Below are 13,444 nucleotides of genomic sequence, written 5' to 3' on the forward strand. Positions count from 1 at the left end.
TACCCCTGCACTAGACTTGAACCACCCGTTGCCCGCCCGCAGGCGGCTTCGGCAACGGACGGCGGAACAGTGAAGGGACCACATGAAGATTGATTTCGCTTCATCCAGGCAATCAACTCTTGGTGTGGAATGGGAGCTGGCGCTGGTCAATGCGCAAACCGGCGAACTGGCCTCAGTGGCCAATGAAGTGCTTCGCGGCGTCGCGGCCAACCATCCCGAGCTCAACGAGGACGACGAACACCCCCACATCAAGCAGGAACTCCTGCTGAACACAGTGGAGCTCGTCACCGGCATCTGCGAAACAGTGGCGCAGGCCAAGGCCGACCTCAGCAGTTCCCTTGCCGCGGTGCGGGAAGTCACCGACCCCATGGGCGTTGAGGTCTTCTGCGCCGGAAGCCATCCTTTCAGCCCTCCCCAGCTGCAGCCGGTCACGGACAAGGCCCGCTACGCCAAGCTCATCGACCGCACCCAGTGGTGGGGCCGCCAGATGGTGATCTACGGAGTCCACGTCCATGTGGGCCTGGACAGCCGCGACAAGGTCCTGCCGGTACTGGACGGCCTGGTGAACTATTTCCCGCACTTCCAGGCGCTGTCCGCGTCGAGTCCGTTCTGGGGCGGCGAGGACACCGGCTATGCTTCCCAGCGCGCGCTGATGTTCCAGCAGCTGCCTACCGCCGGCCTGCCGTTCCAGTTCTCCACCTGGGCGGAGTACGAGTCCTATGTCCAGGACATGTTCACCACCGGAGTGATCGACACAATCTCGGAGATCCGCTGGGATATCCGCCCGGTCCCCAACCTGGGCACCATCGAGATGCGCATTTGCGACGGCCTGGCCACGCTGGAAGAGGTCGGCGCGATCGCGGCGCTGACCCAGTGCCTGGTGGACGAGTTCTCCACCATCCTGGACAACGGCGGCACCATTCCCACCATGCCTCCCTGGCACGTCCAGGAGAACAAGTGGCGTGCCGCGCGGTACGGCCTCGAGGCGATCATCATCCTCGACGCCGAGGGCAACGAGCAGCTGGTCACCGAGCACCTGCTCGAAACCCTGAACCGGCTCGAGCCCGTGGCTGCGAGGCTCGGCTGCTCCGACGAGCTCGCCGACGTCGAAAAGATCATCAGCCGCGGTGCCGGATACCAGCGCCAGCGCCGCGTCGCCGCGGAACACGGCGGAGACCTCCGGGCCGTGGTGCTGGACCTCGTCAAACAGATGCGGAACGGCCCCACCGCCTGAACTTCTTAGCTGCGCTGCGGACGGGGGGCCGCGGCGCTGTGCGGGCTACGCCGAAACGGTGGTAACCGGCATGGACGAATCCGGGGCGAAGCCGATGCCGCTCGGCTCGATGCCGGCCATCACCAGCTGGGCACCGAGGGCGGCCACCATGGCACCGTTGTCTGTGCACAGCTCGAGCGGCGGAACAGTCAGCCGGATTCCGGCCGCCCTGCACCGCTGTTCGGTGAGCTGGCGCAGCCGCGAATTCGCGGCAACCCCGCCGCCCAGCAGGAGCTCGGTAATGCCGTTTTCCCTGCAGGCGAGCACCGCCTTGGAGGTGATGACGTCCACCACGGCTTCCTGGAAGGCGGCCGCGATGTCCGCGACCGGCACGTCGTCGCCACGGGCTTCGAACTGTTCCACGCACCGGGCGACGGCGGTCTTCAGTCCGCTGAAGGACCAGTCGTAGCGGTGCGGGCCGGGTTCGTCCGCGGTTCCCATGTACTTGGGCTGCGTCAGTCCGCGCGGGAACCGGATGGCCTTCGCGTTGCCGGTCCGGGCCAGTTTGTCGATGGCCGGTCCGCCCGGGTAGCCGAGCCCCAGGAGCCGGGCCACTTTGTCGTAGGCTTCGCCGGCGGCGTCGTCAATCGTGGAGCCCAGCAGCTCGACGTCGTCGGTGATGTTCCTGATCCGGAGGATTTCGGTGTGACCGCCGGATACCAGCAGGGCGCCCAGGTGTTCAGGCAGCGTGTTCTCTTCCTGCAGCAGGCCGACGCCCACATGGGCCACCAGGTGGTTGATGGCATACAGCGGCTTGCCCGTGGCCACCGCGAGCGCCTTCGCGGCGCACACACCCACCATCAGCGCCCCGGCCAGCCCGGGACCGGAGGTGACGGCGATAGCGTCCACGTCGTCGAGCCGGACACCCGCGTCCGCGAGGGCTCCCTGGAGAGTCGGCACGAAAGCGTCCAGGTGTGCACGGGAGGCGATCTCGGGGATGACTCCGCCGAAGCGGACATGCTCTTCCATGGAGGAGGACACGGTGTTGCTGAGCAGCGCAGTTCCGCGCACGATTCCCACGCCGGTCTCATCGCAGGAGGACTCGATGCCCAGGACAAGGGGCTGTGTTCGGTTCATGGTGTGTCTGCCTCCGTGGCCGGCATAGTGTCTGTAGTCGCGCCGGTGCCCGCCGGCCGGTCGATCAGGGCGGAGTCCTGAAGCTGGAGCCGCATGATCAGGGCGTCAACGCCGTCCCGGTAATACCTCGGCCGGACATGGATCTGCTCGAAGCCGAAGCGGCGGTAGAGATCCTGGGCCCGGGGGTTGTCCGCCCTGACCTCCAGCAGCACGTCCGCCGCGCGGCGCCGCCGGCTTTCGGCGATGAGCTCGGTCAGCAGGGCCGAGCCGATTCCCTTGCCTTCGCACTCGGGTACCACGGCGATGGTCTGCACATCCGCAATCGGTTCGATGCACATCAGGCCGGCATAGCCCACAATGTCACCGGCAACCTCGGCCACAAGATAGTGGCGTGTCTCAGCCTGCGCAAGTTCGTCATGGAACATCTGCAGCGGCCAGGCGTCCACGGGGAACAGCCTGCATTCGAGGGTATGCACCGCGGGGATGTCCGTCGGGTTCATGCTGCGCAGCGTCACCCCTGCCGGCGCGGTCCCGGAAGCGTGCGCCATGCCGGTCACAGCGCACGCTTCCGGGGCCCGGGAACCTGCGCATCGGACTCGCGGAGGTACAGCGGCGTGGAGTCCAGCAGCTGCTCCCCCGCGGCCAGCCTCGCCAGGGCGAACTGGCCAAGATACAGGGCGTCCGGCTGCTCGGTGCTGAAATCCGGATCGGCTTTCAGCACGTCCTCGTAGATGCCCGCACCGGCACCGTAGGCCGGAAGGTCGGGAAGATCGGCGGCGAAGCCCACGTGAGGTCCGTCAACGAGCAGGGGCAGCTGGCCGTCCACGAGTGAGTAGCGCGCCCAATAGACCTCTTTGCGCCGGGCATCCGTTGCCACCAGGAACTCCGGCACAGCAGCAGTCGATTCGGCCACTTCCAGGGCCATGGCGTCCAGGCTCATCAGGCCGTACAGGGGTTTGCCCCAGACGTACGAGAGGGTCCGCGCCGTGGCGATCCCGGACCGCAGTCCCGTGAACGGCCCCGGGCCCACGCCGGTCACAATCGCGTCGATGTCCACCCCCGTCACTCCGGCGTCGGCGAGCAGGGCGTCGATGCCGGGAGCCAGCACTTCGGCGTGGCTGCGGGTGTCCTCCGTGGAGAAACTCGCCAGCACACCCTCCGGCGCGTCGTCCGAAACCAGCGCCGCACTGGCCACGGCTGAGGTGTCGATGGCAAGGATGAGCATCAGGAATTCCCTTTCAGAGCGGCAGGCAGCAGGGGCTGTTCAGCCCAGCGGGGGCCGTAACCGCGGATCATGATGGTGCGGGGCTCATCGTCGTCGTCCGTATCGAAGTCCAGCACGCCGTCAGCGGAGCCCGGCGCGGAGCCTCCCGCAGCGCCGGGTGAGGAGCCCAGGTGACGGTGCAGTTCGACGTCGAGCGCGCTGTCACTGAGGTGTTCCACCCGTCCGCGGCCCCACTCCACCACGGTGACGGTGCTGTCCAGGGTGTTTTCGAGGTCGATGTCATCGATCTCCGCCGCGCTTTCCAGCCGGTAGGCATCCACGTGCACCAGGTCGGGGCCGCCGGGACGCGGGCCGTCCGGAAGGTTGGGATGGATGCGGACCAGGACGAACGTGGGGGAAATGATGCCGGCCCGCACCCCCAGCCCCTCGCCGAGCCCCTGGGTAAAGGTGGTCTTGCCGGCGCCGAGCTCTCCGGTCAGGATGACGAGGTCGCCCGCGTCAAGAACGGCGCCAAGGGCCGCCGCAAGGGCATGGGTTTCCTCGGCACTCTGCACCGTCAGGGACAGCTCCCACTGCGGATCATTCATCGCGCCTCACCCGGTCCGTCCGTGTGGCTTTCGTTGACGTACCGTCGGGGAACACGCGGACTGATCCGGGTCACGATCTCGTAGTTGATGGTGCCCGCCGCGCGGGCCCAGTCGTCCGCCGTCGGGCCGCCGTCCGTGCCGTCGCCGAAGAGGACGGCCTCGGCACCCAGCACGCTGGCCCCGCCGGACGACACGCCGCGGGGTCCGAGGTCGATCACCATCTGGTCCATCGCGATCCTGCCTACCACCGGGTAGTTCCGACCTTCCACCCGCACCGGGCCGCCCGTGGCCACGCGGGGCACGCCGTCCGCGTAGCCCAGCGGGATCAGTCCCAGAGTGCTGGCGGCGGCGGTCCGGTAATTGAGCCCGTAGGAAACGCCTTGGCCCGCGGGGACGTCCTTGCAGTGGGACACCTTGGTGCGGACGGTCATCGCCGGGCGGAGGCCCAGCTCGGCCGGCGACTGGCCCTCGAAAGGTGAGAGTCCATAAATGCCAAGTCCCACGCGGACCAGGTCGAAGTGCGTGTCCGGGCGGGACAGAGTGGCAGGGGTGTTGGCCAGGTGCCGCACTTCGGGGTCCACGCCGGCGTCCTCCGCAATGGCCAGGACTTCGCGGAAGGCCTGCAGCTGCTGGTCCGTTTCCGGACGGTGCGGCTCATCCGCCACGGCGAGGTGGGAGAAGATGCCCACAACGCGGAGCAGTCCTTCGTCCTGGTATTCCATGGCTTCGCCCACCAGGCTGTCCCATGCCTCCAGCGTTGAGCCGTTGCGGCCCAGGCCGGTGTCCACCTTCAAGTGGATGCGCGCGGGGCGTTCCTGCTCCCGGGCCGCCAGGACGATCTTTTCCAGTTCCCAGCCGGAGCAGCCGATGTCTATCCCGGCGGCGACGGCGGCGCCGAAGTTGCTGTCCGGCGTGTGCAGCCAGGCGAGCAGCGGGGCCTCGATGCCTGCAGCGCGCAGGGCAAGCGCCTCTGATATGTGCGCAACGCCAAGCCAGCGCGCCCCGGCTTCCAGCGCTGCGCGCGCCACCGGAACGGCACCGTGCCCGTAGGCATCGGCCTTCACCACGGCCATGACCTGCGCGGGAGAGGCGACGGCGGCCAGATGGCGCACGTTGTGCCGGATGGCGTCCAGGTCGATCACTGCTGAACGTTCGCTGGCTGAACGTTCGGTTGCTGCTGGGTAAGTCACCCTAGTGATTCTAGTGGCGGCACGGCGGGTGGCTTAATTCAGCTAGGCGTCGGAGAGGTGGGCGATGGTTGCCGTGGCCCGTCGCAGGGCCTGCGGGGGAACATCGCGGACGATTTCCTCGAGGAAGCTGAAGCGCCGCAGCCACTGGCTGCTTTGCCGTTCCGGCCTGGCGTTGGCCCGCTTCCACCAGTCGGCGATGTCGCCCCAGCCGGGTGCTGCCAGGGACCCGCCCACTTCCTGGACCGCCAGCGACGCGCACAGGTTGGCGAACCGCAGCCGGTCCGCCAGCGGCCAGCGCGCCAGGCTGCCCACAATGAAGGCAGCGCCGAAGCAGTCCCCGGCCCCGGTGGGGTCAAAGGCCGACACGGGCAGCGACGGCACCCATTCCTCCTCGCCCGTTTCGGAGTCCACGGCCATGGCACCCTGCGGCCCCAGGGTCACCACGGCCACCGGAACCCGGTCGGCGAGCGCATACAGCGCCGCCCAGGGCGTGTCCCGGCCGGTGAACGCCATGGCCTCGCGCTGGTTGGGCATAAACGCGTGGAAGTGCTCGAGGTTGTCCAGCCTGGTGGACGACCATTTGCCGGTGGCGTCCCAGCCGACGTCGCCGAAAAGTTTGACTCCGGCGCTGTGGGCGGCAACCGCCCACGGGGCCAGTTCCTCATCCAGGTCGGCGACGGCGGCGAGAGCGGCCGGCGGCGTCCCGATCAGTTCCGAGGAGGTGACCGGGGCCGGGTGGCCGTGGGTCACCATGGAGCGGTCGTGCTGCACGCTCAGCGAGACTGTCACGGGCGAGTGCCAGCCTGGTACCCGCTTGGACAGGGACAGGTCCACGTGCTCCTGGGCGGCCAGGATCTTCCAGTTGTAGTCCCCGTAGCCGTCATCACCGAAGGCAGCCGCCAGACCGGTCCGCAGTCCCAGCCGCGCGGCGGCAATGGCCTGGTTGGCCACACCGCCCGGGCAGCTGCCCATTCCCTCGCTCCAGATTTCGGTGCCCGGCTCCGGCGCGTGGGGCAGCCCGGTGAAGATGATGTCCTGGAAGACCGTTCCCGTCAGGAGCAGGTCGAAGCTCCCGTCCGCGGGAGTGCGGACGGCGGAGAGCGGGTCGAACCGGCGCTCTGGTATCGCGTCCATGTTCGGCAGACTACGCCCTCGCGCCACGCCTGCAAAGAGCCGCGCCACGGGGCGCGCCACGGGCTGGGCGCGGGTCCCCGTGAGTGGCCCGCCGCAGCAGAATAGACTGCGAGGTATGCGGCTCATGATTGCCGGTGGCGGCGGGTTCCGTGTCCCGCTCGTGTACCGGGCGCTCACCTCCGGCCCCTTCGCAGGGCTGGTTCGCGAGCTTGTGCTCCTCGACGTCGATCCCCTGCGGCTGGCCGCGATCAAGGCCGTCCTGGCATCAATGGGCGCGTCCGGCGGCGCACCCGGCCCTGCGGTCAGCACCACCACATCGTTGGCCGAGGGCCTCGGCGGCACCGACATGGTGTTCGCGGCCATCCGCCCCGGAGGAACAGCGGGCCGGACCGCCGACGAACGCGTGGCAATCGGCCTGGGCCTGCTGGGCCAGGAGACCACGGGCGCAGGCGGAATCTCCTACGCCCTGCGGTCCATCCCCGGGATGCTGGCCCTGGCCCGCGAAATGAAGCAGCGATGCCCCGGGGCATGGCTGGTCAACTTCACCAACCCGGCCGGAATGGTCACCGAGGCGCTGGTCCCCGTGCTGGGCACCAGGGTGATCGGCATCTGCGATTCGGCCGGCGGCCTGGTCCACCGCGCTGCCCGGGCAGCCGGCGCCCCGCTGCCTGAGGGAAAGCTCGACGGCGCGGGCTACTACGGACTCAACCATTTGGGCTGGCTGTACCGGCTGGAGTCGGGGGGTCAGGACCTGCTGCCCGGACTGCTGGCGGACGCACAGGCCCTGTCCGGCTTCGAGGAGGGACGGCTCTTCCCGCAGCCCTTCCTCCAGGCACTGGGCTGCCTGCCCAACGAGTACCTCTATTACTACTACGACACCGAACGGGCCGTCGGCGCCATCCGCGCGATGCGGCAGACACGCGGCGAATCGATCCACGACCAGCAGTCCGGGCTGTACCCGGCACTGGCCGCGGCCGGGCCCCGCGCCTACGAACTGTGGGACTCGGCCCGACGTTCGCGCGAGGAAGGCTACCTGGCTGAGGCACGCGCCGGCGGCGAACAGCGGGACGAGGAGGACCTCGCGGGCGGCGGGTACGAGCGCGTTGCCCTCGGCGTGATGCGGGCCCTGTCGGGTGGTGCGCCGGCCGGGGGTACGGAGCTCATCCTGAACACCCCAAACGCAGGTTCGGTTCCCGGGTTGCCGGCGGACGCCGTCGTCGAGGTTCCCTGCCGGGTGACCGCCGACGGCGCGGTGCCGCTGCCGCAGGAGCGGCCCGGGGACGCGCAGCTTGCCCTCATGCAGCGGGTCAAGGAGGTCGAGCGGCTCACGGTGTCTTCCGTGGTGCAGGAACGACGGGCCGACGCTCTTCAGGCGTTTGCGCTGCACCCGCTGATCGATTCCGAGGAGCTGGCTGTGAAGCTTTTGGCCGGCTACGAAGCGGCGTTTCCGGCGCTCGGACAGCTGTGGGGCGGCGGGGCCTGACTCCGGCGGGGCTTGACTCCGGCCATGCCTACAGCTTGCGGTACATCACCTTCAGGCCCACGTAGCCCAGCGTCGGGTGGTTGAAGGCGTCCGGGATGGTGGCGAGGACGTCGAAGCCCATGGCCTGCCAGGCCGCCACGGCACGGACGTTGCTCTCCACCACGGCGTTGAACTGCATGGCCCGGAAGCCTGCCGCCCGGGCCGCGTCCAGCGAATAGGCGCAGAGTGCCCTGGCCAGTCCTTTGCCGGCGTGGTCCGGGTGGACCATGTAGCCTGCGTTGGCCACATGGCTGCCTCCCCCGCCCTGGTTGGCGTGCAGCTCTCCTGTCCCCAGCACCGACCCGTCCTGGACGGCCACGAATGCCTGGCCGGGGGCGTCCTTGAACCAGCGCGCGCGGGCCTCGTCCTCCGTGGTGCCGCGGTCCCACGTGAAGGTCTCCCCGGCCCGGATGACGGGTTCCAGGATGGCCCACATGCCGGGCCAGTCGGCTGCGGTGGCGGGGCGGATTTCGATGCCGCCCGGGTGCCGGCTTGACTCTGCGGTTGCGTCTGCGGTTGCGCTCACACGCGCCACGTTAGCAGGAGGGCTTCCGGTGTTCGGGACAGCACTTGGGACACTGTGAAGGCCGGGTCACTTCAGGAGTAGTGTTTTATCGGATGCAGTTCCGCCAGCCGAAGGGAGAGCCGTGACTCTGATCCGCCGTGTCGCGTTCCTTTCCCTGCACACCTCGCCCATGGAACAGCCCGGTTCCGGCGACGCCGGCGGCATGAACGTGTACGTGCGGGCGCTGGCCTCGGCACTGGCCGCCAGCGGCGTCGAGGTGGAAATCTTCACCCGGTCCACGTCGTCGGGGCAGCCCGCCGTCGAACACCCGGATCCCGGCGTGTGCGTCCACAACGTGATCTCCGGCCCGCCGCGGAAGCTGCCCAAAGAGGAGCTTCCGGAGCTGCTGCACAGCATGGTGGCGGAAATTGAGCGCATCCGGCAGCGCCAGCCGCACGGCCGGTACGACCTCATCCATTCGCACTACTGGGTGTCCGGCGTGGCCGGGCTGGAGCTTTCCCGGCTGTGGGGCGTGCCGCTGGTGCACACCATGCACACCATGGCCAAGGTCAAGAACCTCCTCCTGCAGTCCGGTGAGAAGCCCGAACCGCGGCGGCGCGAGGACGGCGAACACCGCATCGTCGACGGCGCCACCCGGCTGATCGCGAACACCCCGGCCGAAGCCGCGGAACTCGTGTCGCATTACGACGCCGACTTCGACCACATCGACGTGGCTCCCCCGGGTGTGGACCTGACAGTTTTCACACCCGCCTTCCGCCCCCGGTCCCGGGCACAGCTCGGAGTACCTGCCGGCAAGTTCCACCTGCTGTTCGCCGGACGGATCCAGCGGCTCAAAGGACCGCAGGTCCTCGTCAAGGCAGCTGCCCTGCTCCGCTCGCGCCGCCCCGACATCGACCTCCAGGTGACCATCCTGGGCGCCCTGAGCGGGGCCAAGGACTTCGACCTGAAGGCGCTGATCAGCGCTGCCGGAATGGACGACGTCGTCACCCACCACCCGCCGGTGAACGCACCGGAGCTGGCCGGCTGGTTCCGCTCGGCCGACGTCGTGGTGATGCCGTCCTACAGTGAATCCTTCGGCCTGGTGGCGTTGGAAGCCCAGGCCTGCGGGACTCCGGTGGTGGCGACCCGGGTGGGCGGACTGTCCCGGGCCATCTTCGACGGACGGACCGGGCTGCTGGTGGACGGGCACAAAGCCACCGACTGGGCCGATGTCCTGGAAGCGCTCTATGACGATCCCGCCACCCGCGGGGACATGGGGCGGGCCGCAGCCCTGCACGCCCAGGGCTTCGGCTGGCAGCGCACCGCCGCCATCACGCTGGAAAGCTACCACGCCGCCGTCGACCAGTACATTGATAGTCACAGAATTCCGGTGGGCCACACGCCTTGAGCCGGAAGCGCCGGGCGGGACCCCCGAACGGCTTTCCCTGAAGCCACGAACTGAAGGACAACGATGTCTGACAACAACGTCATGAGTGACCTGGAAATCGCCCAGCGCGCCACCATGCGGCCCATCGGTGACATCGCAGCCGCGGCAGGCATCAACCCCGACGCCGTGGAACTCTATGGCCGGTACAAGGCGAAGATCGATCCGGCGAAGCTTGTGGCTCCGGCAGGGGCACCGGACCGCCTGCCGGGCAAGGTGGTGCTTGTCTCGGCGATGTCCCCCACTCCGGCGGGCGAGGGGAAGTCCACCACCACGGTGGGCCTGGCGGATTCCCTGGCCCGGGCGGGCCGGAAGGTGATGATTGCGCTGCGCGAGCCGTCCCTGGGTCCCGTGCTGGGCATGAAGGGCGGGGCCACCGGAGGGGGCTACTCGCAGGTGCTGCCCATGGAGGAAATCAACCTGCACTTCACCGGCGACTTCCACGCCATTACCTCGGCGAACAACGCACTCATGGCCCTGGTGGACAACCACATTTTCCAGGGCAACGAACTCAACATCGATCCCCGCAGGATGACCTTCAAGCGGGTCCTGGATATGAATGACCGCTCCCTCCGCGAGGTGGTCATTGGCCTCGGCGGACCGGCCCAGGGCGTCCCGCGGCAGGACGGCTTCGACATCACCGTGGCTTCGGAGATCATGGCGGTGTTCTGCCTGGCCACGGACATCGCCGATCTCCGTGCCCGGCTGGGCCGCATCACCTTCGGCTACACCTACGACCGCGAACCCGTCACGGTGGCGGACCTCGGCGTCCAGGGCGCACTGACCATGCTGCTCAGGGATGCGATCAAGCCCAACCTCGTGCAGACCATCGCCGGGACCCCAGCCCTGGTGCACGGCGGCCCGTTCGCCAACATCGCACACGGCTGCAACTCGCTGATCGCCACCCAGACCGCCCGCCGGCTCGCGGACATCGTGGTCACCGAAGCCGGCTTCGGGGCCGACCTGGGGGCCGAAAAGTTCATGGATATCAAGGCGAGGGTGGCAGACGTGGCGCCGTCCGCCGTCGTGCTTGTGGCCACGGTCCGGGCGCTGAAGATGCACGGCGGGGTGGCAAAGGACCGGCTGAAGGAGCCCAACGTGGAGGCGCTGGCCGCCGGCACGGCAAATCTCCGGCGGCACATCCGCAACGTGGAGAAGTTTGGAATCACTCCCGTGGTGGCCGTCAACAAGTTCGCGACGGACACCCGGGAGGAGCTGGACTGGCTGCTGGAGTGGTGCGCCGGCGAAGGAGTGCAGGCCGCGGTGGCCGACGTCTGGGGGCGGGGCGGCGGCGGGGACGGCGGCGACGAACTCGCGGCGAAGGTGCTCGCAGCGCTCGAGGCGCCTCACAGCTTCCGGCACCTGTATCCGCTGGACCTGTCTGTGGAGGACAAGATCCGGATCATCGTGCAGGAAATGTACGGGGCCGACGGCGTGGATTTCTCCGTGCCAGCGCTCAAACGCCTGGCCGAAATCGAGAAGAACGGCTGGGCCGGCATGCCCGTCTGCATGGCCAAGACCCAGTACTCGTTCAGCGACGACGCCACGAAGCTGGGTGCGCCGAAAGGCTTCACGGTGCACGTCCGGGACCTCATCCCCAAGACCGGGGCGGGCTTCATCGTGGCGCTGACCGGCGCGGTGATGACCATGCCGGGCCTGCCCAAGGTTCCGGCAGCCCTGCGGATGGACGTGGACGACACCGGCAAGCCCCTGGGCCTCTTCTAGACGCTCTCTCACTTCATGCCGGTTTTTCCCGAACGCTCTCTCACTCCCTGCCGCCATTTCCTAGACGCTCTCTCACTTCCTACCGGTTTTTCCCGAACGCTCTCTCACTCCCTGCCGCCAAAAACCCGCCTGTGGATAACTTCTGCGGCGTTGTCCGGTTTCGGGTCACAATGCCAGCATGCAAAAGCGCACCGATCTACCTGCTCACCTGGCGGTGGCTCCATTCACGTTGGAGTCAGCGCGGGCGTCCGGAGTTACCAGGGCCAGGCTGCGGCGGAAAGATGTGGCTCATGTGGGCCGCGGACTCTACCGCCCGTCAGACTGGAACTTCGAACTGGAGGCCGCTGCAAGGGCGTTGTCCGCCGCGTCGCCAGGGGCTTGGATATCCCACGTCACGGCAGCTCGGCTTCACTGCCAACTCCTGCCACCCTGGCTGGCCGATTCGACCGAGTTGCACTTGAGCAAGCCCCGGGCCCTCCCCTCTGTGCGCCGCAACGGCGTGATCGGCCACACGGTGGTGGCCCTCGAGGACGAAATTGAATCGATCGATGGCCTCCGCGTCAGTACCCGTTCGCGGACCTGGCTGGATCTGGCGCGACGGCTGCCGGTGGGCGATCTGGTGTGCATGGGGGATCAACTAATCCGTGTCCCGCGAGTGGCGTTCGAGGGACGCACCCGGCCTTATGACACTTTGGACGGTCTCCGCACCTTGGTTGGCCGCCACCCAAACCTGCAGGGTGTAGTCCGTGCCCGGGAGGCGCTGCACCTCATGCGGGTCGGTGCGGACTCCGCGCCTGAATCGCTTCTCCGCCTGGCGATGGCCGACGCCGGCCTCCCTGAGCCGGAGCTCCAGTTGGCGTTGCGCCCAACGGATGCCGTTTCGCCGACGGCCGATCTGGGCTACCGTCATCGGCGTCTCGCCATCCAGTATGACGGCGAACATCACCTTCTCGACGCCCAGATCTTCAGCGACCGACGGCGGGACAAAGCATTTGAGTCGGCTGGCTGGACGGTCCTGATCCTAGGCAAGGACGATCTTGCTGATGGTTGCCGGCCGGCCGTCAGCAAGATCAAACGACTGCTGCGCACCGCATGGCTCGATCATCCCCAAGCGTCCGGTTTTGCCGACGCCGGGTGAGAGAGCGTTGCGCCAAAACCCGCCAAAAGTGAGAGAGGATCATTCTTAAACCTGCAGGGAGTGAGAGAGCGTTTGGTCCTTCACCTTGGCCCCCACCCCCGCACGGCCACCGCGCTTGAGCGAAACGAAGACCACCACGACGCTTAGCACCACCAGAGCGGCGACGTACGCCGCGGTGGCCGGGTCCTCGGCAAGAAGTTGCGGGATCGCCCGTCCCGGGACGGCGACGGCAAAAATGAACGCCACGGCAATGCCGACGTAGCTGCCCACCATGTTGCCCAGGTGCGACGGAACGTTGCGGCGAATTGCACTGACCAGGCCGAGGGTAACAGTCACGATGGTGAAGGCGGACAGCCCGTGCAGCCAGGTGAAATGTCCTGCGGTCACAATCCAGAAACTACTGAAGCAGACGTAGTACATGGCCGCCACCCAGAGGTATCCCATGGTGCGGTGGATGCGGTCGCGGCGCCGTCGAAGAATCTGAAAGGGGCCAATCACAAGGACGAACAGCGCTGCGATCACATGGCTGACTAGCAGTACATTCCAGGGCTCCATAGCTTTAGGATAGAGGCACTATCCAGACTGTGTACATCAGGATAGTTGCCGCCGGACCCACTATCCAAC

Annotated in this window: 13 protein-coding genes; 5 read left to right on the forward strand and 8 right to left on the reverse strand. The window is 67.8% G+C overall.

What is annotated here, in order from left to right; genetic code table 11:
- Positions 1-82: 82 nt before the first annotated feature.
- Positions 83-1,234 carry a glutamate--cysteine ligase gene (locus ACSQ12_RS15015; RefSeq protein ID WP_436065917.1) on the forward strand — a complete coding sequence of 384 codons (1,152 nt, stop codon included), beginning with the start codon at positions 83-85 and terminating at the stop codon, positions 1,232-1,234.
- Between the two features lie 45 nt (positions 1,235-1,279).
- Here ACSQ12_RS15015 and tsaD read toward each other — a convergent pair whose 3' ends face one another.
- Genes tsaD through ACSQ12_RS15045 form a run of 6 tightly spaced genes read right to left on the reverse strand, consistent with a single transcriptional unit; the run spans position 1,280 to position 6,486 of the window.
- Entirely contained in the window at positions 1,280-2,350 is a 1,071-nt protein-coding gene (gene tsaD / locus ACSQ12_RS15020) for a tRNA (adenosine(37)-N6)-threonylcarbamoyltransferase complex transferase subunit TsaD (protein WP_436065918.1), read from the reverse strand.
- Positions 2,347-2,898 carry a ribosomal protein S18-alanine N-acetyltransferase gene (gene rimI / locus ACSQ12_RS15025; RefSeq protein WP_436067008.1) on the reverse strand — a complete coding sequence of 184 codons (552 nt, stop codon included), beginning with the start codon at positions 2,896-2,898 and terminating at the stop codon, positions 2,347-2,349. Before rimI ends, tsaD begins: the two co-directional genes overlap by 4 nt.
- 5 nt (positions 2,899-2,903) lie before the next feature.
- A complete protein-coding gene (gene tsaB / locus ACSQ12_RS15030; protein ID WP_436065919.1) occupies positions 2,904-3,575 on the reverse strand; it encodes a tRNA (adenosine(37)-N6)-threonylcarbamoyltransferase complex dimerization subunit type 1 TsaB in 672 nt (223 codons plus the stop codon).
- A complete protein-coding gene (tsaE, locus tag ACSQ12_RS15035; RefSeq protein WP_436065920.1) occupies positions 3,575-4,162 on the reverse strand; it encodes a tRNA (adenosine(37)-N6)-threonylcarbamoyltransferase complex ATPase subunit type 1 TsaE in 588 nt (195 codons plus the stop codon). The genes tsaB and tsaE overlap by 1 nt, the downstream gene beginning before the upstream one ends.
- A complete protein-coding gene (gene alr / locus ACSQ12_RS15040) occupies positions 4,159-5,352 on the reverse strand; it encodes an alanine racemase (protein ID WP_436065921.1) in 1,194 nt (397 codons plus the stop codon). The genes tsaE and alr overlap by 4 nt, the downstream gene beginning before the upstream one ends.
- 42 nt (positions 5,353-5,394) lie before the next feature.
- Positions 5,395-6,486: a PfkB family carbohydrate kinase gene (locus ACSQ12_RS15045; RefSeq protein ID WP_436065922.1), complete on the reverse strand. Its 1,092-nt coding sequence runs from the start codon at positions 6,484-6,486 to the stop codon at positions 5,395-5,397.
- 115 nt (positions 6,487-6,601) lie between these two features.
- Between ACSQ12_RS15045 and ACSQ12_RS15050 the strand changes: the two genes are divergently transcribed.
- Entirely contained in the window at positions 6,602-7,969 is a 1,368-nt protein-coding gene (locus tag ACSQ12_RS15050; RefSeq protein ID WP_436065923.1) for a 6-phospho-beta-glucosidase, read from the forward strand.
- A 28-nt stretch (positions 7,970-7,997) separates the two neighbouring features.
- Here the strand turns inward: ACSQ12_RS15050 and ACSQ12_RS15055 are convergent, their stop codons facing one another.
- On the reverse strand, positions 7,998-8,534 hold the full coding sequence (locus ACSQ12_RS15055; RefSeq protein WP_436065924.1) for an N-acetyltransferase family protein: 537 nt from the start codon (positions 8,532-8,534) through the stop codon (positions 7,998-8,000).
- 121 nt (positions 8,535-8,655) lie between these two features.
- Here ACSQ12_RS15055 and mshA point away from each other — a divergent pair, with 121 nt between their 5' ends.
- The 3 genes from mshA to ACSQ12_RS15070 all read left to right on the forward strand — a co-directional run bounded on the left by mshA (position 8,656) and on the right by ACSQ12_RS15070 (position 12,820).
- On the forward strand, positions 8,656-9,921 hold the full coding sequence (mshA, locus tag ACSQ12_RS15060; RefSeq protein ID WP_436065925.1) for a D-inositol-3-phosphate glycosyltransferase: 1,266 nt from the start codon (positions 8,656-8,658) through the stop codon (positions 9,919-9,921).
- Between the two features lie 63 nt (positions 9,922-9,984).
- The gene (locus tag ACSQ12_RS15065; protein ID WP_436065926.1) at positions 9,985-11,682 is read left to right on the forward strand and encodes a formate--tetrahydrofolate ligase; all 1,698 of its coding nucleotides are present in this window, start codon (positions 9,985-9,987) and stop codon (positions 11,680-11,682) included.
- Positions 11,683-11,860: 178 nt separating this feature from the next.
- Positions 11,861-12,820 carry a hypothetical protein gene (locus ACSQ12_RS15070; protein ID WP_436065927.1) on the forward strand — a complete coding sequence of 320 codons (960 nt, stop codon included), beginning with the start codon at positions 11,861-11,863 and terminating at the stop codon, positions 12,818-12,820.
- A 45-nt stretch (positions 12,821-12,865) separates the two neighbouring features.
- On the opposite strand, the gene ACSQ12_RS15075 is transcribed toward ACSQ12_RS15070, so the two are convergent.
- Entirely contained in the window at positions 12,866-13,375 is a 510-nt protein-coding gene (locus ACSQ12_RS15075; RefSeq protein WP_436065928.1) for a DUF2306 domain-containing protein, read from the reverse strand.
- Positions 13,376-13,444 lie beyond the last annotated feature (69 nt).

This window comes from Arthrobacter sp. LjRoot14, assembly GCF_964253905.1.
In the GTDB taxonomy this organism is placed as follows: Bacteria; Actinomycetota; Actinomycetes; order Actinomycetales; family Micrococcaceae; genus Arthrobacter.